The sequence below is a fragment of the Leclercia sp. GHBNCSD genome, from assembly GCF_055805075.1.
On the sequence record NZ_JBQVYO010000002.1, the window covers coordinates 346,804 to 369,349 of the forward strand.

26 protein-coding genes are annotated in these 22,546 nt (G+C 58.7%); 12 read left to right on the plus strand and 14 right to left on the minus strand.

Going from position 1 to position 22,546, the window contains the following annotated elements; translation table 11 throughout:
* Window positions 1-34: 34 nt before the first annotated feature.
* From hisD (ACT3IC_RS22015) to ACT3IC_RS22030, 4 genes are all read right to left on the minus strand, one after another.
* Window positions 35-1,345 (minus strand): histidinol dehydrogenase, encoded by a 1,311-nt coding sequence (hisD, locus tag ACT3IC_RS22015; RefSeq protein WP_159339050.1) that lies wholly within the window; start codon window positions 1,343-1,345, stop codon window positions 35-37.
* Window positions 1,345-2,484 (minus strand): nuclear transport factor 2 family protein, encoded by a 1,140-nt coding sequence (locus ACT3IC_RS22020; RefSeq protein ID WP_103823897.1) that lies wholly within the window; start codon window positions 2,482-2,484, stop codon window positions 1,345-1,347. Before ACT3IC_RS22020 ends, hisD (ACT3IC_RS22015) begins: the two co-directional genes overlap by 1 nt.
* 130 nt (window positions 2,485-2,614) lie before the next feature.
* Window positions 2,615-3,586 (minus strand): nuclear transport factor 2 family protein, encoded by a 972-nt coding sequence (locus ACT3IC_RS22025; protein WP_156654378.1) that lies wholly within the window; start codon window positions 3,584-3,586, stop codon window positions 2,615-2,617.
* A complete protein-coding gene (locus ACT3IC_RS22030) occupies window positions 3,583-4,653 on the minus strand; it encodes a LacI family DNA-binding transcriptional regulator (protein WP_103179345.1) in 1,071 nt (356 codons plus the stop codon). Before ACT3IC_RS22030 ends, ACT3IC_RS22025 begins: the two co-directional genes overlap by 4 nt.
* A 330-nt stretch (window positions 4,654-4,983) precedes the next feature.
* Between ACT3IC_RS22030 and ACT3IC_RS22035 the strand changes: the two genes are divergently transcribed.
* The 6 genes from ACT3IC_RS22035 (at window position 4,984) to ACT3IC_RS22060 (ending at window position 11,073) form a co-directional block, all read left to right on the plus strand.
* Complete coding sequence (locus tag ACT3IC_RS22035; protein WP_420193499.1) at window positions 4,984-6,222, plus strand: MFS transporter; 1,239 nt, start codon at window positions 4,984-4,986, stop codon at window positions 6,220-6,222.
* A gap of 73 nt (window positions 6,223-6,295) precedes the next feature.
* On the plus strand, window positions 6,296-7,618 hold the full coding sequence (gene hisD / locus ACT3IC_RS22040) for a histidinol dehydrogenase (RefSeq protein WP_197431839.1): 1,323 nt from the start codon (window positions 6,296-6,298) through the stop codon (window positions 7,616-7,618).
* A 3-nt stretch (window positions 7,619-7,621) separates the two neighbouring features.
* Window positions 7,622-8,386 carry an SDR family NAD(P)-dependent oxidoreductase gene (locus tag ACT3IC_RS22045; RefSeq protein WP_473479383.1) on the plus strand — a complete coding sequence of 255 codons (765 nt, stop codon included), beginning with the start codon at window positions 7,622-7,624 and terminating at the stop codon, window positions 8,384-8,386.
* Between the two features lie 11 nt (window positions 8,387-8,397).
* Window positions 8,398-9,114, plus strand: coding sequence for an alpha/beta fold hydrolase (locus ACT3IC_RS22050; RefSeq protein WP_473479387.1), 717 nt, complete (start codon window positions 8,398-8,400; stop codon window positions 9,112-9,114).
* Window positions 9,107-9,895: an HpcH/HpaI aldolase family protein gene (locus ACT3IC_RS22055; protein WP_473479390.1), complete on the plus strand. Its 789-nt coding sequence runs from the start codon at window positions 9,107-9,109 to the stop codon at window positions 9,893-9,895. Before ACT3IC_RS22050 ends, ACT3IC_RS22055 begins: the two co-directional genes overlap by 8 nt.
* 11 nt (window positions 9,896-9,906) lie before the next feature.
* Window positions 9,907-11,073, plus strand: a complete 1,167-nt coding sequence (locus ACT3IC_RS22060; RefSeq protein ID WP_473479392.1) for a cupin domain-containing protein — start codon at window positions 9,907-9,909, stop codon at window positions 11,071-11,073.
* Window positions 11,074-11,113: 40 nt separating this feature from the next.
* Here ACT3IC_RS22060 and ACT3IC_RS22065 read toward each other — a convergent pair whose 3' ends face one another.
* Both ACT3IC_RS22065 and ACT3IC_RS22070 read right to left on the minus strand, forming a co-directional pair.
* Window positions 11,114-11,749 carry a carbonic anhydrase gene (locus ACT3IC_RS22065; protein WP_103179339.1) on the minus strand — a complete coding sequence of 212 codons (636 nt, stop codon included), beginning with the start codon at window positions 11,747-11,749 and terminating at the stop codon, window positions 11,114-11,116.
* A 71-nt stretch (window positions 11,750-11,820) separates the two neighbouring features.
* Window positions 11,821-12,612: an MBL fold metallo-hydrolase gene (locus ACT3IC_RS22070; RefSeq protein ID WP_263950913.1), complete on the minus strand. Its 792-nt coding sequence runs from the start codon at window positions 12,610-12,612 to the stop codon at window positions 11,821-11,823.
* Window positions 12,613-12,740: 128 nt separating this feature from the next.
* Between ACT3IC_RS22070 and ACT3IC_RS22075 the strand changes: the two genes are divergently transcribed.
* Window positions 12,741-12,881: a hypothetical protein gene (locus ACT3IC_RS22075; RefSeq protein ID WP_032617828.1), complete on the plus strand. Its 141-nt coding sequence runs from the start codon at window positions 12,741-12,743 to the stop codon at window positions 12,879-12,881.
* 118 nt (window positions 12,882-12,999) lie between these two features.
* On the opposite strand, the gene ACT3IC_RS22080 is transcribed toward ACT3IC_RS22075, so the two are convergent.
* The 4 genes from ACT3IC_RS22080 to ACT3IC_RS22095 form a co-directional block, all read right to left on the minus strand.
* Window positions 13,000-13,482, minus strand: a complete 483-nt coding sequence (locus tag ACT3IC_RS22080; RefSeq protein ID WP_473479396.1) for a GlcG/HbpS family heme-binding protein — start codon at window positions 13,480-13,482, stop codon at window positions 13,000-13,002.
* Window positions 13,483-13,571: 89 nt separating this feature from the next.
* The gene (locus tag ACT3IC_RS22085; protein ID WP_473479399.1) at window positions 13,572-14,183 is read right to left on the minus strand and encodes a response regulator transcription factor; all 612 of its coding nucleotides are present in this window, start codon (window positions 14,181-14,183) and stop codon (window positions 13,572-13,574) included.
* On the minus strand, window positions 14,176-15,504 hold the full coding sequence (locus tag ACT3IC_RS22090; RefSeq protein WP_473479401.1) for a sensor histidine kinase: 1,329 nt from the start codon (window positions 15,502-15,504) through the stop codon (window positions 14,176-14,178). Before ACT3IC_RS22090 ends, ACT3IC_RS22085 begins: the two co-directional genes overlap by 8 nt.
* Before the next feature lie 160 nt (window positions 15,505-15,664).
* Window positions 15,665-15,826 carry a hypothetical protein gene (locus ACT3IC_RS22095; RefSeq protein ID WP_168192014.1) on the minus strand — a complete coding sequence of 54 codons (162 nt, stop codon included), beginning with the start codon at window positions 15,824-15,826 and terminating at the stop codon, window positions 15,665-15,667.
* Window positions 15,827-16,065: 239 nt separating this feature from the next.
* On the opposite strand from ACT3IC_RS22095, the gene ACT3IC_RS22100 reads away from it, so the two are divergent.
* The 4 genes from ACT3IC_RS22100 to ACT3IC_RS22115 are packed head-to-tail and all read left to right on the plus strand — an operon-like array spanning window position 16,066 to window position 19,148.
* Window positions 16,066-16,884 carry an ABC transporter substrate-binding protein gene (locus ACT3IC_RS22100; RefSeq protein WP_103179334.1) on the plus strand — a complete coding sequence of 273 codons (819 nt, stop codon included), beginning with the start codon at window positions 16,066-16,068 and terminating at the stop codon, window positions 16,882-16,884.
* 1 nt (window position 16,885) lies between these two features.
* A complete protein-coding gene (locus ACT3IC_RS22105) occupies window positions 16,886-17,701 on the plus strand; it encodes an amino acid ABC transporter ATP-binding protein (RefSeq protein WP_156654369.1) in 816 nt (271 codons plus the stop codon).
* Window positions 17,698-18,468, plus strand: coding sequence for an amino acid ABC transporter permease (locus tag ACT3IC_RS22110; RefSeq protein WP_420193507.1), 771 nt, complete (start codon window positions 17,698-17,700; stop codon window positions 18,466-18,468). The genes ACT3IC_RS22105 and ACT3IC_RS22110 overlap by 4 nt, the downstream gene beginning before the upstream one ends.
* On the plus strand, window positions 18,462-19,148 hold the full coding sequence (locus ACT3IC_RS22115) for an ABC transporter permease subunit (RefSeq protein ID WP_103179331.1): 687 nt from the start codon (window positions 18,462-18,464) through the stop codon (window positions 19,146-19,148). The genes ACT3IC_RS22110 and ACT3IC_RS22115 overlap by 7 nt, the downstream gene beginning before the upstream one ends.
* Here ACT3IC_RS22115 and fumD read toward each other — a convergent pair.
* The 4 genes from fumD to ACT3IC_RS22135 form a co-directional block, all read right to left on the minus strand.
* The gene (fumD, locus tag ACT3IC_RS22120) at window positions 19,129-19,338 is read right to left on the minus strand and encodes a fumarate hydratase FumD (RefSeq protein WP_014831602.1); all 210 of its coding nucleotides are present in this window, start codon (window positions 19,336-19,338) and stop codon (window positions 19,129-19,131) included. The genes ACT3IC_RS22115 and fumD overlap by 20 nt on opposite strands.
* 104 nt (window positions 19,339-19,442) lie before the next feature.
* Window positions 19,443-20,255 carry a MetQ/NlpA family ABC transporter substrate-binding protein gene (locus ACT3IC_RS22125; protein WP_039029111.1) on the minus strand — a complete coding sequence of 271 codons (813 nt, stop codon included), beginning with the start codon at window positions 20,253-20,255 and terminating at the stop codon, window positions 19,443-19,445.
* Window positions 20,256-20,282: 27 nt separating this feature from the next.
* Window positions 20,283-20,951 carry a methionine ABC transporter permease gene (locus tag ACT3IC_RS22130; protein WP_103179330.1) on the minus strand — a complete coding sequence of 223 codons (669 nt, stop codon included), beginning with the start codon at window positions 20,949-20,951 and terminating at the stop codon, window positions 20,283-20,285.
* Window positions 20,944-21,966: a methionine ABC transporter ATP-binding protein gene (locus tag ACT3IC_RS22135; protein WP_103179329.1), complete on the minus strand. Its 1,023-nt coding sequence runs from the start codon at window positions 21,964-21,966 to the stop codon at window positions 20,944-20,946. The genes ACT3IC_RS22130 and ACT3IC_RS22135 overlap by 8 nt, the downstream gene beginning before the upstream one ends.
* A gap of 381 nt (window positions 21,967-22,347) precedes the next feature.
* On the opposite strand from ACT3IC_RS22135, the gene ynhH reads away from it, so the two are divergent.
* Window positions 22,348-22,542 carry a protein YnhH gene (gene ynhH / locus ACT3IC_RS22140; RefSeq protein ID WP_418936632.1) on the plus strand — a complete coding sequence of 65 codons (195 nt, stop codon included), beginning with the start codon at window positions 22,348-22,350 and terminating at the stop codon, window positions 22,540-22,542.
* Window positions 22,543-22,546 lie beyond the last annotated feature (4 nt).

A 22,546-nucleotide genomic window follows, 5' to 3' on the forward strand; every position in this document is an offset into this window, starting at 1 on the left:
GAGGCCAGCGCAACGCGCTGACCTCCCGTTGCAATCAGTCCCGCAGTCCGGAGGTGATGGCATCCAGCGCTTCCGGATGCAGGCGGATCTCCGCGGCGCGACGGTGCCCCTGCATCCCCTCGGTACGGCTCTGGCGAATGGCCGGTTCCGCAATCGCCGCGATGCCCTGCTCGTCGATCCACTGATGGGTACAGATTTTAACGTAAGCTCCCACCCACAGCCCGCCGGTGTATCGTGCCGCCGCCATGGTTGGCAGGGTGTGGTTGGTGCCGCAACATTTGTCCGAGAAGACCACGCTGGCGTTCTGGCCGATAAACAGCGAGCCGTAATTGCGGATTTTCGCTGCCGTGCTGTGCGGGTCGCGGGTATGGACCTGCAGATGCTCGGTCGCCATATGATCCGCAAAGGCGATCAACTGCTCTTCGCTGTCGCAGACCACGATTTCACCCTGACGACGCCAGGCTTCGCCCGCGGTCGCGGCGGTAGGCAGCGTCATCAGCTGGCGCTCAATTTCTGACAGCACCCCCTCGGCGATCGCCCGGCTGGTGGTCGCCAGCCCGACGCGGGTGTGAACATCATGCTCGGCCTGCGCCAGCAGATCGGCGGCAATAATGCGCGCATCAGCGCTGTCGTCGGCGACGGTGAAGATCTCGCTCGGCCCCGCCAGAGCGTCAATCCCCACTTTGCCAAACACCTGGCGCTTGGCCTCGTTCACAAAGGCGTTGCCCGGTCCGACAATTTTATCCACCGCCGGTACGCTCTCCGTTCCCCAGGCCATGGCCGCCACCGCCTGAGCACCGCCAATTTTAAAGATCCGGTGCGCCCCGGCCAGGTGACAGACCGCAATCATCGACGGGTGCGCCGCGGGCGGCAGACAGGCGATAATCTGCTCGCACCCGGCAACCGTGGCGGGCACGATGGACATCACCGGCGCGGAGAGGATCGGATAGCGGCCCCCCGGCACATAACACCCCACCGTCTGAACCGGAATAATGCGGTGCCCCAGATGCACGCCAGGCAGGGTTTCCACCTCCAGCGGCTGCATGGTGGCAAGCTGGGCCTCGGCAAAGCGCCTGACCTGGGCGATGGCAAACTCGCTGTCGCGGCGGGTCTGCGGGTCCATCTCGCGCAGCGCGGTCTCAATCTCCCCGGCCGTGACTTCAAACTGCGCGGGCACCACCTTATCAAACTGCCGCGAGAAATCTCTCAGGGCCGCGTCGCCCTCGTCCTTTACCCGCGCAATAATGCCACCGACCGTGTCGGTTAACGATTTGTCGGCCTGCGCATCCTGCCCCTGGGGACGTTTGATCCAGCTCACCTGGTCAACAATTGACTGTACAGACATTATGCTTCCTCCATTTGACCCAGTTTGATTTGTGCCAGCAGCGCCAGGTGATCGTAAAGCACCCACTCGTCGACAATTTTGCCGTTGATAATGTGGTAGTGAGACATCCCCATCACGAACAGACGTTTACCGGTCGGTTTACCCAGCTCGCCGTAGCCCAGGTGGTGGCCCTCGATGATCCAGCGTATCGCTACTTTCGTGCCGCCTTCGTCGCACGGGTTGGAGCAGATGTGCTGCGGCAGCCAGGCGCCGTCAGGGATCATGCCGATCAGGGCCAGAGTCTGGTGCGTCACCGATGCCGTGCCGTACAGCTCTTTCATCAGCGGGCCGTGCCACTGAACGTTCGGCGCGTAGACCTCTTTGATCTTGCCGAGCATCCGGCGGTTATAGATTTCGTGCATCCAGCGCAGGCACTGCTCTTCGGTGTCGGTATGGGCGATGGAGACATCGCAGACCATCTCCGGCGGATACTGCCCCAGCATGCGGCCGTTTTCACCGATATCGGTAACGCGAAAGCCCTTGTCGAACTGCTCTTTCGCCATGTTGAAGGCGATTTCATCGGTGTTCAGTCCCAGCTGCTTCATCAGCGACATGTTGTCGCTCACCACCCACTCGCGATAGATCTTGTTCTCGTGGATCATGCAGTCGGCCACGGTGCGGGTGACGAACGTTCGGTTAGTCGGTTTGCCGAGGTGGCTGAACTGGGTATGCCGCCCGCTGCCGGTCACCAGGTGCGAGGTGTAGAAACCGTCCACGTCGTTACCGTTCCAGATCACCTGGGTCGCCATGCCGCGGCGCTCCGGAAAAGCCACCAGGCGTTGCAGCGTATCCTGCACTACCTGCTCGCGGGTATAGAGAGTACCCAGCGCGTTATATAAGACGCAGTTGTGCGTATAGTGGGTGTAAATTAACCCCACGTCGCGTTCATCCCATATTTTATGGGTGCAGCGGACAATATAATCGACAATATCGGTATAACACTCATCGAACCCACGTAATGATTGCGCCCGCGGACGTTTCTCCGGCACTAAATCAATAAAGTCGCGACGCTCAACCTGTAATACCGGTTCATCACGGGTCAGCTTATTATTTTTTTCAGGTACGGCTGGTGCTTTATTTGTTGCTTCAGTTGAAGACATATAAACCCCTGCTTCTGTTTTCAGACAATACGATCCCGCACCCGGAATGGATGGAGAATGGAGCCGCAATATTTATTGCGGCGGATTTAAAATCGTTCAGGTAAGAAATATAGCGGAGGTGGTCCTCCGGTTAATTCACGATTTGCGACCAGATAGCTAATTCATCAATACCAAGATATTCGCGAATAATTAAACCATCGCGTAATTCAAGCTGACTGATACCGGTGATCGATACCGGCTTACGGGTCGGCACGCCAAACTTGCCATACCCGTCGTGCCAGGTGAGGAGCGACCAGCGCAGCGAAATGCGCACCGGCTCGCCAGGGTCCCGGCGCACGATAAGGTGGTGCAGCTGCACTTCACTGTCGGCAAAGGAGGCGCGGTATCCCGACAGTAGCGCGGCAATCTCCTGCTCTCCCGTGCCGCTGCAGTGGCCCGGCGCATAGAGCGTGGCGGCAGGATGATACAGACCCGGCACGGTGCCGCTGTTGCCGCCCGCCCACATGGTGAGATAGCGCTCCACTACCCCGGCAATCGGCCCTTCGACATCATCCCCCTCCGGGCCACCCGCCCAGCGGGCGTCCAGCGTTTCGGCGGTTGCCCGGGGAATACCCAGCTGCTCCTGCATGCCCGCCAGATTGCGCGCAAATTCCTGCACGTTAAGTCCGAGCTGAGCGACAATCGCCGCTCTGTCCTGCAAAAGCCACTCCTGGCGCACCGCGCCGTCGGCACAGATACGGTCGGCCCAGGTGCGCACCCAGAGGGTTTTGCCGCTGGGTGCGCCGAAGAAGCCTTCGCCCATATGGCGAATGCAGGCGATGGTACGCTGGGCGGCGTAGTACTCATTACCGGGATTCTGTGTCGCCAGAATGTCCTCGGTCAGCACGGTGCGCTGGGGAAAGCTGTGCATCGCCTCCAGGGTCAGGCGCATAAACTGCGGCAGATCGGTCAGCTGTTTTTCGGGGGTGATAAAGACCACCGGCGTAGCGTAGAAGTCGGCAAGCTGGCCGATATCCTTTTGTTCCCAGACCACATGCGTCAGGGTGAGAATAAACTGTTGGATGGAATCGAACTGAGGGCTGAAGCCCGGCAATCTGCTCATTTGTCCTCCTGCGTCTGGAACATGTAATAACCCTCGGCGTCGATAGCCCCCGCATGCGGTCGGCGTGCGGAGTGGCGTACCACCAGTTTTCCCGGCACGGTAATTTGTTCAGGCTCGATCGTACCGCTGTCGATCTGCTTCATCAGTAGCTCCACCGTGGCGCTGACCATCGCCTCGACGGGCTGTGACGCGGAGGTTAATGCATAGGAAGCCCAGCCGGAGGGGCCGATGTCGTCATATCCCACAATGGAGACATCTTCCGGGATGCGCAGGCCAAACTCGTAGCGCGCCACATCCATGACGATCACCGCCATATGGTCATTGGCGACAAAAATGGCGTCCGGCGCGGGGGATGCGGAGAAGAGCGCATAGGCCGCTCGGGCCGTCTCCTGGGCATCGTAATTGCCGTTCACCACCCGGACATCCTCAATGCCCTGCTCCTGCAAAGCCTGCAAATACCCGCGCTGACGGGCGATGTTGACGGACGAGTCCGCCACCCCTCCTACGTAGGCAAAGCGTTTATGTCCTGCCGCCAGTAAAAATTCGGCAATCTGGCGGGATGCCGCCTCGTTATTGCTGTTGACGCTCGACGCCATTCCGCTCTCTTCGCTGCGGTTAAACAGCACCACCGGGATCCCGGCGGCAAGGCACTCCTGGGAGAGGTCAAGCGACAGGGTGACCGAAGCCAGCACAATGCCGTCTACCCGATACTGCATGATCTGGTCGAAAATCCGGTCAACATTCCCGTCGCGATCGCCGACAAACAGCAGCAGGTGATAGTTAAGGGTGTCCAGCTTTTGCGCCAGCGCCTCAAGCACCTGGGGATAAAACTGGTTATCAAAATAGGAGATCACCACGCCGATGATCCGTGAGCGGGCCGTGTTAAGCGAGCGGGCGATGGCGTTAGGCCGATAGCCCAGCTCACGCGCCGCCTTGAGCACCTTCTCACGCGTTGCCGGTGAGATGCTCGCCCCCGGCGTGAAGGTGCGGGACACCGCCGATTGTGATACTCCCGCCAGCTGCGCCACCTGTTGAGAGGTCACCGCTGTAAAAGTCTTACGTTTCATTACCGTGAGTTCCTTATCCCTGTGACTCCCCTCATCGGCGCTTGTGGCAGGGCTATTCCCTGTCACCGCGCCGCAGGAAGCGGGTACTTTTTATACTTACACCATGTTTGCATGCGTATGCAACAGCCTAAATTATTTTTTTCACAATGGTGATAAACGACCTTTACAAATTTGAAGCCTTTTCGTAACTTCAATTTTTGAATACGTATGCAGAGAAATATTCACACCGTCAATTGTACCGGGCAGCCTGGTCAGTATCCAAAGGGATTGAGCCGGTAAACGTTGTACTTGACTGGTTTTAACCCATTACGTTTTAAGAGGTTCACAACCATGTTTCGAGCACTGTTACGCCGCCCCGAAGCCCGGCTCTTTTTTATCATCAGCGTGTTGTTTTTTATCTGTATTCACAGCATTGATGCGTTCCTGGCCCCGATGATGATCAACCAGGGGATGGAGCCGCAGGTGATGGGGATCATCATGGGGGCCAGCGGCCTCGCCACGCTGCTGATCCGCTTTCCACTGGGTATTGTTTCCGATGTGGTGAAGAGTCGAAAAATCTTTATCCAGGGGGCGCTGGTCCTGCCGATTATCGCCTGGCCGCTGGCGTGGCTGGAGCCTAACGCCCTCACCCTCTATCTGGCGAAGGCGGCTGACGGGGTCACCGCTGCCACCTGGGTGCTCTACAACATTCTCTTTATTCGCTATTTTGACCGCAAAGATGCCCCTGCTGCGGTGGCCTTTCTGGCGCTGGCGGGACCGCTGGGGGTGTTTCTCGGCAACTGCATCGGGGGCCTGTTGATTCACTATTTTGAGAACAACATCGCATTTTTCGTCTCCTGCGTCTCGGCGCTGGTGGCGCTGTTTCTCACCACCCGCATCCGGGATGTACACGATCCGGTCAAAGCCCCGACGCTGAAAGCCTGTATCGCCGGTGCCCGCCTGCAGTTGGCCGATCGTTCGGTGTGGCTGATTGGTATTCTGGCGACCCTCGTCATCCTGGTGCCTTTTGCTACCCGCGATACGCTGACGCCGATCTATGCCGAGCAGTTAGGCGGGCGTGCCGGGATCTTAACCCTGCTGAGTAACATCCATCTGATCTTCTACGCCCTCGCCATCGCCCTGTGCAGCAGCCTCTTTTATCAGCGCCTTGGGCTGATGAAGACGGCGGTGCTGGGCATTGTCCTGCAGGTGGTGTCGACCTTAGGCATCCCCTTCACCAGCAATATGTATGTCATCTATCTGTTACAGGCGCTGGCGGGCTTCTCCTTCGGGATGGCGTTCGCGGCCTTTATGTCCCTGAGCGTGGTTAACACCACCTCCGATGAGCAGTCCACGCGCATGGGTCTGTTCCAGACCATCTACTCCTGCGGCATGTTTGCCGGGCCGGTGATCATGGGCGTGATGATGCAGCACATTAATCTGTCGTCCGGCTATCTCTTTATTGCTGCCCTGTCGGTTATCGCGGCCATTGCCACCCCGCTCTCCGTGCGCTGGGTGAATAGCCGTAAAACGCCGCCGTCTGCGGAATTATCCCTTAACGCCCCACTCGCGCCCGCGCGCGACCAGTAATATTTATCACCCATACATTTATCCCGGCCCGCCGGGAGGATGGTTGTCATCTTAATTATGCGAGGAAGAGATTGTGGCTTATATGCTTAAAACCAGTAAACCGGTTCAGGAACGTCAGGATGCGCAGCGTCAAATAAGGGAAACGGTAGAGCTAATCCTGGCGGATATTGAAAAACGCGGTAATAAAGCCATCCGCGAATTATCCATTAAGTTTGATCGCTATGACCGTCAGGATTATCGCCTGAGCGACGCGGAAATTAATGCCTGTATCAATAAATTAAGCCGCCAGGATATTCACGATATCGAATTTGCGCAGGAGCAGGTCTTTAATTTCGCCCGCGCTCAAAAAGAATGTCTGCGGGATCTGGAAATTGAAACCCGTCCGGGGGTGATTCTCGGGCATAAAAACATTCCCATCAATGCGGTGGGGTGTTATGTCCCGGGCGGGAAATATCCCCTGCTGGCCTCAGCGCATATGTCGATTATCACCGCCAACGTGGCGGGCTGTTCCCGCATCGTGAGCTGCGCGCCGCCGTTCGGCGGCGAACCGGCTCCCGCAATCGTCGCGGCGCAAAAAATGGCCGGCGCCACGGAAATTTATGCGCTGGGGGGAATTCAGGCCATCGGCGCGATGGCGCTGGGCACCGATTCGCTCTCGCCGGTCGATATGCTGGTCGGGCCTGGTAACGCTTTTGTGGCGGAGGCCAAACGCCAGCTCTTTGGCCGGGTCGGGATTGACCTCTTTGCCGGTCCAACGGAGACGCTGGTCATTGCCGACGACACCGTTGACGCCGAAATGTGTGCTACCGATCTGCTGGGACAGGCCGAGCATGGTGTGACCACGCCGGCCATTCTGCTGACCAACTCGATGGCCCTTGCCAAAGAGACGCTGCGCGAGATCGATCGCCTGCTGGAAAAACTGCCCACCGCTGATATCGCCCGCCAGGCGTGGCGCGATTATGGGGAGATCATCGTCTGCGACAGCTACGAAGAGATGCTCGCGGAAGCCGACCGCATCGCCTCTGAGCATGTTCAGGTCATGACCGCCCGGGACGACTGGTTCCTGGCCAATATGACTAACTTCGGCGCTCTGTTCCTCGGCCCGCGCACCAACGTTGCCTATGGCGATAAGGTGATCGGCACCAACCACACGCTGCCCACGCAAAAAGCGGCGCGTTACACCGGCGGCCTGTGGGTGGGGAAATTCATGAAAACCTGCACCTGGCAGAAAGTCCTCAGCGATGAAGCCACCACCGAGATCGGCAGCTACTGCTCGCGCCTCTCGCTGCTGGAAGGCTTCGCCGGACATGCTGAGCAGGCCAATATCCGCGTCCGCCGCTACGGCCAGGTGGAGGTGCCTTACGCCACCCCGGCGCCGATCAGAGAGAAGGTGTAAGTCATGGCGTGTCCTGAGATGCCCTCCTTCGGCCTGCAGGGAAAGCGAGCCCTGGTGACAGGCGGCTCCCGCGGGCTGGGATTCGCCTGCGCTGTCGCCCTGGCGCAGAGTGGCGCAGAGGTGTGGATTGCCGCCAGGGATCGCCAGGCGCTGGATGCGGCTGCCACCCTCGCCGCCGAACGCGGGCTGCTGCTGCGTCCGGTGGTGCTGGATATCACCGATGTCGCCCAGGTGGAGGCCGTCACCGAAGCCCTGCCCGCCTTCGACATTCTGGTCAACAGCGCCGGGCTGGCTCGCCACGAACCGTTTCTGACGGTCAGCGAGGCGAACTTTGATGCGGTGATGGCGATCAACCTGCGGGCGACCTTTTTTGTCAGCCAGCGGATCGCCGCCCGGATGCGTGAGGAGCGAATAGCAGGCTCGATCATCCACATCTCCTCCCAGATGGGGCATGTCGGCGGCCCTAAGCGCAGCGTCTACTGCGCGTCCAAATTTGCGCTGGAAGGGTTAACCAAAGCCATGGCGCTGGAGCTTGGCGAGGCGGGGATCCGGGTTAATACCCTCTGCCCGACCTTTATTGAGACGGCGCTGACCGCATCGTCGCTGGCCGACCCCGCCTTCCGCCACTACGTGCTGGAGAATATCAAGCTCGGACGCACCGGTACCATCGAAGATGTGATGGGTCCGGTGGTGTTCCTGGCCTCCGGCGCCGCAGCGATGATCACCGGCAGCGCGCTGATGGTCGACGGCGGCTGGACCGCAACCTGAGGAGTAAGATTGTGGATAATCACGCCCTGCCGCTGGTGCTGATTAGCGGCACGCTCTGTAACGCGAGTCTCTGGCAGCCGCTGCTCGACAGACTCAATCTCTCTGACGTGCTCTGCATTACGCTGACCGACGCGACGTCGGCGGCAGACGCCTCGCGAAACCTGCTGCGCGAACTGCCGCCGCGCTTCCTGCTGGCTGGCTTTTCGCTGGGGGCGATTGTGGCCCTGCAGATGGTCGCCGACGCGCCACAGCGTATCGCCGGGCTGGCGCTGCTGTCGGTCAATCCCCTTGCCGATGCGCCAGAAAATGCCGCTCCCCGACGCGAGGCGGTGCGCGTGGCGCGACAGCAGGGTGTAATGAGTTGGCTCTCCGCCAGCCTGTGGCCGAAATACGTTGCCCCGACGCGCACGCAGGATGCCGCCCTGCACGATCTGATTTGCCAGATGGCCGGGGAGTGCGGTCCCGACACCCTGGCGACGCAGACTGAAATCGCCATTACCCGGCGGGATAATCGTGGGGCGCTCCCGGCCCTCGCCTGCCCCATCGTTGTTATCAACGGCCTGCACGATCCCATCTGCACGCCGTCTCACCACCAGCGGGTTATTGAGAGTGCGCCTCAGGCGACGCTTGTCACCCTCGCCTCAGCCGGACATTTCACCCTGCTGGAAGCGCCGGATGAGGTTGCTCACCCGCTACGTCACTGGATCCAGGAGTGTTTAGATGCGTAAAAACAGACTCAAGGCAATGCCCGACGGCAGCGCCATGATTAACGGCTGGCTGGCCATCCCGTCGGGCTACAGCGCGGAGATCGCCGGCTATCAGGGTTTCGATGCGGTCACCGTCGATCTTCAGCACGGCATGATTGACTTCGCCAGCGCGCTCGCCATGCTGCAGGCCCTCTCCGCTACCCCTGCGGTGCCGCTGGTCCGGGTGCAGGATAACGATCCGGCGCAGATCATGCGCATGCTGGATGCGGGTGCCTACGGCATTATCTGCCCGATGATCTCCACGGCCGAAGAGGCTCGCCGTTTTGTGGCCGCCTGCCGCTATCCGCCGCTGGGCAACCGCTCCTTTGGCCCTGCCCGGGGGCTGCTCTACGGTGGCGCGGATTATCCGCAGCACGCCAACGACGAAATATTGACCCTGGCGATGATCGAAACCCGTGACGGGCTGGCGAACCTGGATGCCATCCTCGCCACCGACGGACTGGATGGGGTCTTCATCGGCCCGAACGATCTGTCGTTGACCCTGACCGGCAGCGCCAGCGCCGAATCCCGTCACCCTGAGATGCTGGCCGCCATCGAGCGGGTCGTCAGCCGGTGTCGTCAGTTGAATAAAATCGCCGGGATCTTTTGCACCTCGGGTGAGGCTGCCGCCCGGCGCATTAGCGAAGGTTTCCAGTTTGTCACCCCGGCGAACGATGTCATGCAACTTGGCCGCGCCTCACGCGAAGCCATCGCCCTGGCGCGGGGCAATGCACTCCCCACTACCGGCGCATCAGGTTATTAACAGGAGAAAAGATGAAAGCACGTCACATTAGCCCCGAACTGGCCCGCAGCCGTCTGGTTGCCCCTGAAGATATGGTGTCCTGCAATCTTGCGTTTATCGACTGCAAGCTCCCCGGCTCTCACCTGAAACAGAACTATTCGTTTATTGGCCCGGGCGTGACCCAGTCCTCCGCTCAGGTGGTCAATATCCCGGAGCCGCACGGCTTTAATATCGGCGCCGCGGCGATGCCAAAAGGGGTGACCAATAACCTGCATCTGCATTTCACCGCCGAAGTGTTCTTGATTCACGAGGGCACGTGGCGTTTTCGCTGGGGAGCCAACGGCGAAAATGAAGCCGAGTTCAGCGCCCCGGCCATTCTTTCCATTCCCACCTGGATCTTCCGCGGCTTTACCAATGTCAGTAAAGAAGAGACCTGCGGCATGGTCTACACGGTGCTTGGGGGAAATAACACGGGGGGAATTATCTGGCATCCGTCGATTCTGAACGCGGCCAGCGAGTATGGCCTCTATCTGAGCAAAGACAACATGCTTATCGACGTGAATGCGGGCGATACCCTTCCGGAACCGGCAGAACTGCTGGCGCCATTGCCTGCAGAAGAGATCGCCGCCCTGCGCCACTACTCCGTGGAGGAGATGCGCCAGCGGGCGGTGACCGGGGACGATCGGCGCTGGTCGGCGGCGGGGTTACTCGATTCGGTCCTGCCCGGCCACGGCGGCGAGATCGCCCCGGCGATCGGCTTTGGTATCAGCCAGGATAAACACGCCGCGCCAGCTATCGTTAACCCGCACGGTTTTTCCGTTGAGTGGCTGCGCCTGGCCGCGGAGCATGTGGTGGGTCGCCACCTCTGCCCGGACGTGCAGGTGATCATGGTCTTTAAAGGGACGCTGGAGGTGACCTGGAATAAAGAGGGCGAAGAGGTGAGCATTGTCGCCCCTGAGCGTTCGGTCATTTCGGTTCCGGCCAACAGCTGGCGGCGTTATCGCGCGTTGGAGGGCGACATGGAGTGCATTCTGACCACCGAGGGCGATCAGCGTAAGCGCGTCTACTGGGATGAAGAGATCCTGCAACAGGCGAGAGCGGCAAACCGCTGTCTGGATCCGGACGGGTATGTCACGGCGGCGGATCTGCTGCCGGAAACGGCGAAGCGCGCGGGTCTGAAACTTGAGGCGCTACCGTAAACAGAATCAGGGCGGGATCGCCCGCCCTGAATGCGGCGTGTTACTCGAAGTAAACGCCAGGATTTTCGGACAGCGAAACGAAGGTTTTCGTCTCTTTATCCAGGGCGCGAATTTCGCCGCTTTCGATATCGTACACCCAGCCGTGCAGGCGAATGGCGTTGTTACGCAGGCCGACCGCCACTGAAGGATGGGTTTTGATGTTGCTCAACTGGGCAAAGACGTTCTCCTGCACCATGGCGTTGACCTTGTCGGTCGGGGTTTCCCAGGTTTTCTTTTCCACCACCGCTTTCGCCGCATCGGAGTAGCGCAGCCAGTGAGAGACGGCAGGCATCGGCTCGAGGTTGGCGTTGTCGGCAATCGCCTTCATCGCGCCACAGTTAGAGTGACCGCAGATCACGATATCGGTCACGCCCAGGGCGACCACCGCATATTCGATGGTGGCGGATACACCGCCCGGCTCCGGCCCGAAAGGCGGAACGATGTTGCCAGCATTGCGAATGACAAAGAGCTGTCCCGGCTCCTGCTGGGTTACTAACTCCGGCACCAGGCGGCTGTCAGAACAGGAGATGAACAGCGCTTTGGGATTCTGGCTGGACGCCAGACTGCGGAAAAGGTCTTTACGTTGCGGAAAAATTTCTTTTTGAAAGCTGAGAAAACCTTCAATGATATGTTGCATAGCAATGTCTCATTTTTTTGTGATTGTTACAGGCATGATCGAGATCACGGTTTTTTGAGTTTACCCACCGGTCACGACTTCAGACAAGCAATATATTTCTGGACCGACCGCATGACAATCTCCCGCGCGTTCGCGGAAATGTTCTGGCCTTCAAAGGCGCCGTAGAGGCGTTCGAAGGAAACCTTTTCCAGCCGGGCGGCGATCTCAGCCACGACGCCTGCCGGGAGCGGCAGCATGTTCGGGTAGCTCCACATAAACGACACCGCATCTTTGCCCGGCGTGACCTGCAGAATATCCCCGGCCAGCAGAATACCGCCGTCGCGGTGCCAGTGCAGCACCGTCCCGCCGGCAAAATGGCCGCCCAGTCGGTGCAGCGTCACGTCAGGGACGATCTCCAGCGAATCGCCCTCCCAGAAGCGCAGCGCCGGGCTGCTCCTCATCACCCACTGCCGATCCCTGGCGTGCAGGTATACCGGGGCGTTAAAGGCCGCTGCCCAGTCCTGCATGGTGGTGTAGTAGTGCGGGTGCGAGATGGCGATGGCGTCGATACCGCCCAGCGCGGTCACCAGCGCCCGGGTGGCGGGATCGAGATTGGCGATGCAGTCCCACAGCACATTACCCTGCGCGGTTCTCAGCAGGATCGCGCGCTGGTTGATGGCAAACGCGGGCACGGTTTTGATGCTCAATAAGTCGGGTTCGAGCTGTTGCCACTTGTTGGTGTGCGTGCGGGTCAGGGCGGAAAAATCAAGCCACTCCTGGCCCGTCGCGGGTACATACTGGCGCTCATCTTCGCAAATGGCACAGTGCTGCGGTTCGCGGTCGGCGTCATAAGACGTGCCGCAGGTTTTACATAAGACGATCACAACGCCTCCTGAGTCCGGGTAAGTCATCAGTATGGCAAGGATTATCCTTATGTGCGCTGGGGTGCCTCCTCCCTCTGTTTTGCTCTATAATACGACCTGAAACAAAAACCGAACAAAGCAGGTAAACGATGGAAATTGATCTCAACAATCTGGTGTTTGACGGGCTGGACGAAGCCGAAGAACGTAACGCTGAACGCCTTGAAGATGCGGATAAAAAAGCCCAGGCGATCGTAGCGGATGATGATTGCGGCGACGCCTGCAAGATCTGATGTAAAAAGCCCCGGACTCGCGTCGGGGCTTTTAGTTTTATGCCGGGTGGCGCTACGCTTACCCGGCCTACAACACCCTTCCCTCAGAGCCGCGTAAGCGCAGCGCCGCCGGGCGTTTTTACGACTTCTTCAGGCCATCAATGGCTTGCTGCGCGCAGGCTTCATCCAGATGACCACCCGGCGCGCCGCCAATGCCGATGGCGCCAATCACCTCATCCCCTTCCCTGACCGGTACTCCTCCCGCCAGCAGCAGCAAGCCCGGGATATCGCGCAGGTTCTGCGCGCCCGCGTTGCTCTGGGCAGACTCCATCACCTTCCCCGACGCGTTTTTGGTGCTGAGGGCGGTAAAGGCTTTCATTTCGCTGGCTTTCAGGGTGTGCGGACCGGCGTTATCCGTGCGCTGCACCGCTTTTACCGCCCCGGCGCGATCCACCACCGTGACGCTGACCTGATAATTTTTTGCTGTGCAGGCCTGGATCGCCGCGCTGGCTAACGCATTCGCCTGGGCCAGGGAGAGATTTTTCTGCGCCACAGACTGTGCATGCGCCGATACGCTGACCATCCCTGCTACACACGCTGCCGCCATCATTAACTTTTTCATCGCACATCCTCTTGTAAGTGGGAACCCTTGCAGCGTATCCAGTCGTGGGATGAAATGTTATTCGGTTGACTACGCGGTGATCCTGGTAGTTATACGGATTGTAATTTGTCATATTCCCGGATGGCCTGCACCAGACTTGAGACGCCCAGCTTGGCGAACACCGCCGCCCGGTGCGCTTCCACTGTCCTTGGGGAGAGATTCAGCCGGGCGGCGACCGCTTTATTACTGCTGCCTTCCATGAGCGCCTGCAGCACCTCATGCTCCCGGGTGGTGAGCTGTTCAAACCGCGCTCGGACCCGCGTGGCCTCCTGCCAGACGCCCAGGCGCCGCTGGCTCTCGGTGAGGGCGGCGGTAATGGATTCGATCAGCCTGTCGGCATCCAGCGGCTTGGTGAAAAATTCAAACACGCCGTTGTGAAACGCGCGGCGGCAGGCATCAATGGTGCCATGACCGGTCATGAGGATCACCGGCAGCAGCGGCCACGGCCAGTCGCCCTCCTCCAGCCAGGCGAGCCCACCTTTTCCCGGCATGCGCATGTCCAGTAGCAGACAGCCGGTCAGGGATTTTTCCCCACTCTGAGCCGCGGTAAACGCGGCAATACTGTCATAAGGCTCCACATGCCAGTTCATACCGGTGAAAAGAAAAACCAGCGACTCTCTGACTGACGCATCATCATCAATCAACCAGATGACGTTATCCATTTACCTGACCTCCGTGGTGAGCAAACTGCAATCTGATCCTGGCCCCGCCCTCCGGGGCATTATCCAGAGCCAGCGTGCCATTCATCCGGGTGACCAACGACTCCGTTAAGGTCATTCCCAGCCCCGTGCCGCCCTCTCGCCCGCTATAAAAGGGCATAAAGGCGTTGTGGAGCGCTTCCGGGGTAAAGCCCGGGCCACCGTCAGTGATCGCTATATGGATGCGTTCGCCTTCGCGATGGCTGCGGATATGCACCCATCCCGCGGCGCGCTCCTGCTGGGCCTGAATAGCGTTGCTGAGCAGGTTATGCAGCACCTGCTCCAGCCACAGCCGGCCGGCGCAGAGCGTGCGGGCATCGGCGGCGAAATCATGGGTAAGACGAACAGGACTGGCGGTGCGCTCATGCTCCAGCAGGTTACTGACATGCCGCCAGCACTCGGCCAGATCTACTGCTTCTAAGGTGACAGCCTCCTGGGTCACGTGCTCACGAAAGCGGGTCAGCAGCGCGCTAATGCGCTGGGTTTGCACCAGCGCCGAGCCCAGCGCCTGAGCAACCGCCGCAGGGTTATCCTGGCGCACCTGGCGCTGCGCCCCTTGGATCCAGGTCTGCACCGCCGTGAGAGGCTGGTTGATCTCATGCACGATACCCGCGGTGATCTCCCCCAGGGTATTGAGCCGGGCATGTTGATAGTACCAGGCGCGCTGGTCGGCGTTCTGGCGCTGCTTACGCTGCCAGAGGATCACGCCACCCGCCGCGACCACAATAGCCCAGCCCACAAACAGCAGGACAAACGGCAGCAGCGCCACGCTCAGCCACGCCGGTTGGGCCTCGGCCAGCAGAATAAACGGCTGGGTATGCTGAGAAAACTGTCGCTGCCAGTGCCAGAAAGCCTCTGTTGCCGGTGGCTGCACCTCACCGGAGAGATTCAGGGTGAGGCGGGAAAAGCGGGGCCAGGCGTTAAGGACCGGCGAAGGGTCAATCAGCACCCGGATCTGTCGCCAGGGGTTGTAGAGCCAGTACTGCGTGCCCGTCACCGGTTCAACCCGGGCGGCGTCGAGTGCGCGACCAGAGGTGGTTTGCAGGTCGAGTATTTGCGGGAATGTTTTACGCAGCGCCGTCAGATCTTCATCGCCATTCAACAGCGGCAGCACTGACTCATTCTGGGTGAGAACCGCGCCGATCTCCGTAAACGCCGTGGCAAATTCCCGGTCGAGTGCCCAGTACTGACGGCGGATCTGTTCGGCATACAGCAGCACGCTGCTGAGCAGGCAGAGCGTGAGCCAAATCAGGAGCCCTCGTTGTAGATAGTTTTTGCTGTTCATTCATTTAACTGGCGCAGGAAAAGGACGCCAGAGACCTTAGCAGGAAGCTAAGCCGTGGACAAAACTTGCGGCGATTTTTGGATGTTAGCGTCCAGAATGGCAGAGGGTGCGGTGAAGAATGCACACCTCATTCCAGTATGTTTCCCGCACCAGACGGTGTTCAGCGTGGCGTTTGGTCATGGAACCACTCCGGGTCAATATTGGCGATATCCACACCGTAGAGGCTGGCGACAGGCAGAATGGATTCAATAATACGCTGCGCGCTGTTCTCTTCCGATCGTGCGGTAAAAAACCGCCGTAACGTACTCATCAGTTTGTCCATTGCCCTGTTCCTCATGTGCTCAACCTGAAAGCAGTACAACAGCAATCCGTCGGCGATGGAAATGCCGATTCCGGCAGAGGATTTGCGCCAGGCGCAAAAGCAACGCTGCTTTAACCGCTGAGTAACGCGCTGTTCACTAATGATTTTTTTCGTTAAGCAAAGATAATATTGGCATTTGGCTACCTGCGCCGGGTATGGGAGCGTATGAGGACAAAATAAAAACAGAAGCAGAGGAACCTATGGCAATACACACAAAACGGACGCTGGCACTGGCTTTACTGGCCGCTGTCGGGATGGTTTCCACCCAGGCGCAGGCAGACCAGCTGGCGGATATTAAGGCGGCGGGTGTGGTGAAAGTCGCAACGTTTGATGCCAATCCGCCGTTTGGATCGGTGGATGCAAAAAGCCATGAGATCGTCGGCTATGACGTCGACTTCGCTAAAGCGCTGGCAAAATCACTCGGGGTAAAACTGGAGCTGGTCGCCACTAACCCGGCAAACCGCATCCCGCTGCTACAGTCCGGGAAAGCGGATCTGATTGTGGCGGATATCACCATCACCCCGGAACGGGCGCAGGTGATCGACTTTTCGACCCCCTATTTCGTGACCGGGCAGCAGTTCCTGGTTCCGGCCAAGGGCGCGGATAAACTGGAGGCCTACAGCAAGGCGCGTATCGGGGCGGTAAAAGGCACCACCGGGGAGCAGGCGCTGCATCAGCGTTTCCCGCAGTCCCGCGTGCTCTCTTATGACGATATTCCGCTGGCGCTGACGGCGTTGCGCAACGGCAACGTGCAGGCGATCACCCAGGACAGCACCATTCTGGCGGGTCTGCTGGCCCAGGCGCCGGATAAAGCCAACTTTAAGATCCTCCCGGATCTGCTAAGTAAAGAAGAGATTGGCGTCGGGGTGAAAAAAGGCGAAACCGCGCTGTTAAAGGTGGTGAACGATGAGCTGGTGAAGCTGGAGAATACAGGCGACGCGGCAAAAATCTACGATGCCTGGTTTGGTCCACAGACGCCCTCCCCGCAGCCTCGCGCCTTTAAAATAGAAGCCCAGTAATATGCTGTCAGGTTTATTCTCTCGCTCCGCGGCCCGTGCCGCGGATTTTTCACATCTGCAACAGGCCAGCGTCACCTTTTGCGAGGTGGTGAAACGTTACGGCGACCGCCCGGTGCTGAAAGGCATCAACCTCAGCGTGACGCCCGGTGAGGTGGTCGCTATTCTCGGCCCGTCGGGTTCCGGTAAATCGACGCTGATTCGCCTGATCAACCAGCTGGAAGATCTCACCTCCGGCGACATCCTGATTGACGGGAAATCTACGCGCCAGCTCCCCCGCCAGGCGTTGCGCCAGCTACGCAGCCGGGTCGGTTTTGTCTTCCAGCAGTTTAATCTCTACAGCCATCTGACGGCCCGACAAAACATCGCCCTGGCGCTGAGGCACGTTCATGGCTGGCATTCGGCAGAGGCCGACACCCGCGCCGATAGATTGCTGGCGCAGGTGGGGATGGCGGATAAAGCCGATCACTATCCGGAGGCGTTATCCGGTGGGCAGCAGCAGCGGGTGGCGATCGCCCGGGCCCTGGCCTCCTCGCCGCAGATCATCCTCTTTGACGAGCCCACCTCGGCCCTCGATCCGGAGATGATTGGCGAAGTGCTGCTGGTGATGAAAGCCCTTGCCCACAGCGGGATCACCATGATTGTGGTCACCCATGAGATGCAGTTTGCCCGGGAGATTGCCGACCGGGTGGTGTTCATCGATGGCGGGCACATTCTGGAGGTGGCTCCGCCGGAACAGTTCTTTCAGCATCCTGCCCATCCGCGCACCCAGCGTTTTCTGCAGAAGGTGCTTAACCCGCTGCATCCGGGAGGGGTGTGATGCCCAACCTCGACTGGGAAGGGGTGCTGACCGGCCAGCCCTTGCAGTGGATCTTGTCCGGTTTTCTCACCACCCTGTGGGTGACGCTGGCAGGGATGGTGGTCGCCAGCCTTATTACTCTCGCCTCTCTGGGATTGCGTCTCGCCGGGGGGCGCATCGGCGCGCATATCGTCGCCCTGTGGGTATCGCTGTTTCGCAATACGCCCCTTCTGGTGCAGCTGCTGTTCTGGTATTTCGCCGCCTGGAACGGGCTGCCGCAGGGGTTTCGCACCTTTGTGATGGACGATCATGCCTGGGCGGTGCTGCCGGGTCCGGTCTGGTGGTTTACGCCAGAGTTTCTCTGCTCCGCCTGGGGACTGGGGGTCTTTACCTCGGCCTTTTTGACAGAGGAGATCACCGCCGGGCTACGCGCCGTTTCCGCCGGGCAGCGGGAAGCCGCCCTGGCGCAGGGCTTTTCCCCCTGGCCGCTGCTGCGGTATATCCTGCTGCCGCAGGGGCTGGCGAACGCCTGGCAGCCGGTGGTGGGTCAGTACCTCAATCTGATGAAACTCTCTTCGCTGGCAAGCGGCATCGGCTTTGCGGAGCTCACCTACCAGGTGCGGCAGACAGAGAGCTATAACGCCCACGCGCTGGAGGCTTTCAGCATCGGCACGGTACTGTACCTGCTCACCGGCGTGGCGATGGGGGTGTTGCTGACCAGACTGGGACCTTCAACCGAACGGCGCCGTAAAGCCGCCATCACCCCCCGGAGTGAAGAGAGATGTTAGCCGGACTTACTGTCATTACCGATAACCTGGATTATCTGCTCTGGGGACGGACTGCGACCGGAGAGCCGGGCGGCGTGCTGTTGACGCTACTGATGGCTTTGGGTGCCGCGGCGCTGGCGTTTCCGGCTGGAATAGCGCTGGCGGGGCTGGCGTGGCGTTTCCCGGGTGGCCTGCGCAAAGCCCTGTTCCTGTGGGCTGAGATTATCCGCGGCATCCCGCTGATTTTTGTCATTTTCTGGCTGTGGTATCTGTTACCCCTCATCACCGGAGGCGATCTGCCGGGGGCGCTGACCGTTACTCTCGCACTGGCGTGGTTTACCGCCGCCGCCGTGATGCACTCCGTGCTGGCCGGGCTGAATGCGTTGCCTGGGGGACAATATGAAGCCGCTCAGGCCCAGGGGTTTGGCGCGCTGCAAACGCTGGGGTTACTCTTGCTGCCGCAGGCGTTGCGCAACACCCTGCCTTCGCTAATGGGGATTTTTATCAGCCTGCTGAAGGACACCTCACTGGCCTTTATTGTCAACGTGCCGGAGCTGACCACCGTGGCAGGCCAGGTGAACAACCGGGTGCAGATCTACCCGGCGGCTATTTTTATTTTTACTGGCGTGGTCTATTACCTGCTGTGCTGTGGCGTTGAACAGCTGGCGAAACGCTGGCGGCTTAACCGGCCAGCGCTTTAACGACGGTTTCCATCGCCTGGGTGGTTAATTCGCTGCGTTTCACCCGCTGGTTTGCCAGTGCGGTGCGTAGTACCCCGGCGATGACGATATGCTTCGGCTCCTGCCCCAAATCGCGCATCTCAAGAACGACTTTGCCTACCACGCGACACATCTCCTGATACAGCGCTTCGTCTTTGGTTACATTGCCCATGACTTTCACTCCGTTGCCTTAAAAGGCCAGCTTAATAGATTCATCGCCGTTATACAAAAAAGCCCGACGAGAGACTCGCCGGGCTTTGAAATCAAACGGATAAATCAGTTGTTAACCGGGATCACCGCGCCTTTATACTTGGTTCGGATCCAGTCCTGGATCTCTTTAGAGTGCAGCACGTCCACCAGCGCCACGATGTCTTTCTTCTTCTCATCGCCACGGTGAACGGTGATGATGTTGGCGTACGGGTTGTTTTCACCGCTCTCCACCGCAATCGGGTCGTGAACCGGGTCCAGACCGGCGTCAATGGCGTAGTTGGCATTGATGACAACCGCCGCGCCCTCGTCATTGTTATACATCTGCGGCAGCAGGGAGGCTTCTACGTTCGGGGTGAACTGCAGCTTTTTCGGGTTCTCAACGATGTCGCTGATGCGCGCGGTCACTTTGTCGATGCCCGGCTTCAGCTTGATCACGCCCTCTTTCTCGAAGATAGAGAGGATACGTCCCTCTTCAGAGACCGCATCACGCATGATGATTTTGCCGCCTTCCGGCAGATCTTTCAGCGACTTGTATTTTTTGGAGTAGATACCGATTGGCTCGATGTGGATCGCCCCGGCGCTGACGAAATCGTACTCTTTATCCCCGGCGTGATCTTTCAGCACGCTGTTCAGGTATGGAATGTGCTGGAAGTAGTTGGCGTCGATGTCACGACCCGCCAGCGCGGTGTTCGGCAGGATGTAGTCCTGGAACGGTTTGATCTCCAGATCGATACCCTGTTTCGCCAGAATCGGCTTCGCCTGCTCCAGAATTTCGGCGTGCGGGGTGTTGGAGGCTCCCACGGTCAGGGTATCAGCCCAGGAGGCAAAGCTCAGGGCGCTCAGGGTTGCTGCGGCGATCAACGTCAGTGTCTTTTTCATGATGATGGTTCCTGTGTATTGTTGTGTTTATCTTTTATCAAGAATGGAAGTAATGATGTCGCCGCAGAACTGGATAATGAAAACGATGATCAAAATGGTCACCGTTGCCACCAGCGTGACGTCACCATGGTTGCGCTGGAATCCCTCCAGATAAGCCAGATTTCCCAGACCACCGGCACCAATCACCCCCGCCATGGCGCTGTAGCTCACCAGGGCAATCAGCGTCACCGTGATCCCTGAGACCAGGGCTGGTGAGGATTCCGGCAGTAAAACCCGAAAAATTAAGGTGCTCAGACGGGCACCCATTGAGCGCGTCGCCTCGATCACCCCTTTGTCCACTTCACGCAGGGCGATCTCCACCAGACGGGCGTAGAACGGCGCGGCACCGACGATCAACGCAGGCAGTGCGGCGTTGGCCCCGAGGATGGTCCCCACCACGGTTTTGGTGAAGGGGATCAGCAGCACAATCAGAATGATGAACGGGATGGAGCGGAAGACGTTCACCACAATCGAAATGACGCTGTAGACCGTGCGGTTATGGAACATGCCACCGCGTGCGGTTAAAAAGAGCGCCAGACCGAGGACAAGCCCGAGCACAAAAGTCGCAACGCCGGAGAGCGCGGTCATATACAGCGTCTCCAGGGTGGCGGCCCAGAGCTGGTCCCATTTCAGGTGCGGGAAGAGATTCTCAGCCATGTTTAATTACCTCGCCTTCAATATCACTGTGCTGCAAATCGGCGAGGATATTGTTCAGTTGTTCATCTGTTGCCACCACGTGCAGCCAGAGCTGGCCGAAGACGCCGTGGGCGGTTTGTGTCATTTTGCCGTGCAGGATGTTAAACGGCAGGCCGTAGCGCAACGTCAGTTCCCCGACGACCGGTTTGTGGGTGCTGTGGCCGGTAAAGGTCAGCTTAATAACGGTGCCTTCCAGTTCGTTTGCCAGCTCGCTGTTAAAGGTTTCGTCTTCGGCGTACTGGCTGACCTGACGCACAAACTGTTGCGTAATCGGCTGCTGAGGATGGGTAAAGACCTGCAGCACGTCGCCCTCTTCCACCACTTTGCCGTTTTCCATCACCGCCACACGGTCACAGATTTTGCGCACCACGTGCATCTCATGGGTGATGAGTACAATGGTGAGCTTAAAACGACGGTTGATGTCGAGGAGCAGATCGAGGATCTGATCGGTGGTCTGGGGATCCAGCGCCGACGTGGCCTCGTCGCAGAGCAGCACGTCCGGGTTGTTGGCCAGCGCGCGGGCAATGCCCACGCGCTGCTTTTGCCCACCGCTAAGCTGGGACGGATAAGCCTGTTCGCGGCCTTTCAGCCCCACCAGCTCAACCAGTTCTGCCACGCGGGCTTTGATTTTGGCTTTAGGCACCCCGGCAATCTGCATTGAAAAGGCGATGTTCTCGCTCACGGTGCGCGACCACAGCAGATTGAAGTGCTGAAACACCATACTGATCTTCAGCCGCGCCTGGCGCAGGGTTTCACCTTTCGCCGCGGAGATGTCGTGTCCGTTAATCGTCACGCTGCCGGTGGTCGGCTTTTCCAGGCCATTGAGCAGGCGGATTAAGGTACTTTTACCCGCGCCGCTGTAGCCAATAATTCCATAAATTTGCCCCTGCTCTATCGTCAGGTTCACGTTATCAACGGCTGTCAGCGCCACTTTTCCGTTGTCAAAAATCTTTGAAATATTCCTGAGTACAATCATTCTTCGGGTAATCCGTTCGCCTGTGGCGGTTTAGCAGTATGGATGTCCAAACGATAGTAAACAGCCGTTATTAGCTTTTGAATGAATGAAAAGGAATATCTTATAACTTTGAGTGATAAGAGGCGTGACACCTGGGGAGAAGGCCTTTGCTAATTTTCTGCAATCGATAGCTAAAAAGTCGCCATAGCGAAACGCCATAAAAATGGGGCATTTGCCTGAAGGTTTTTCGCGAGCGCAACATCTACGCGGTCAACCTTAACGCATTGATAACAACCCTTTGTAAAACTGCATATATAATTTTTGAAACGCTGTTTTCATTTTCCTTTTGCGCATCTTTCAGCGTATAATGCGCGCCTGTCTTCTGATGAATGGTTTCAGCGCTTGGACTACAAAAAACAACGCATACAACTTAACCTCTCTCCCTGGGCTGAAACACAGGCACACATTCTTCTGCACGCTCAATTGATGTCACCTATCCTTACTGCGTGCCATAAAAAATTTCGCAACACAGGTTTGACTCCAGGGCTCTGCGCCCCCGGAGCGAGATTTCCATATCCTTCCCAACTTAAAGACTAAGACT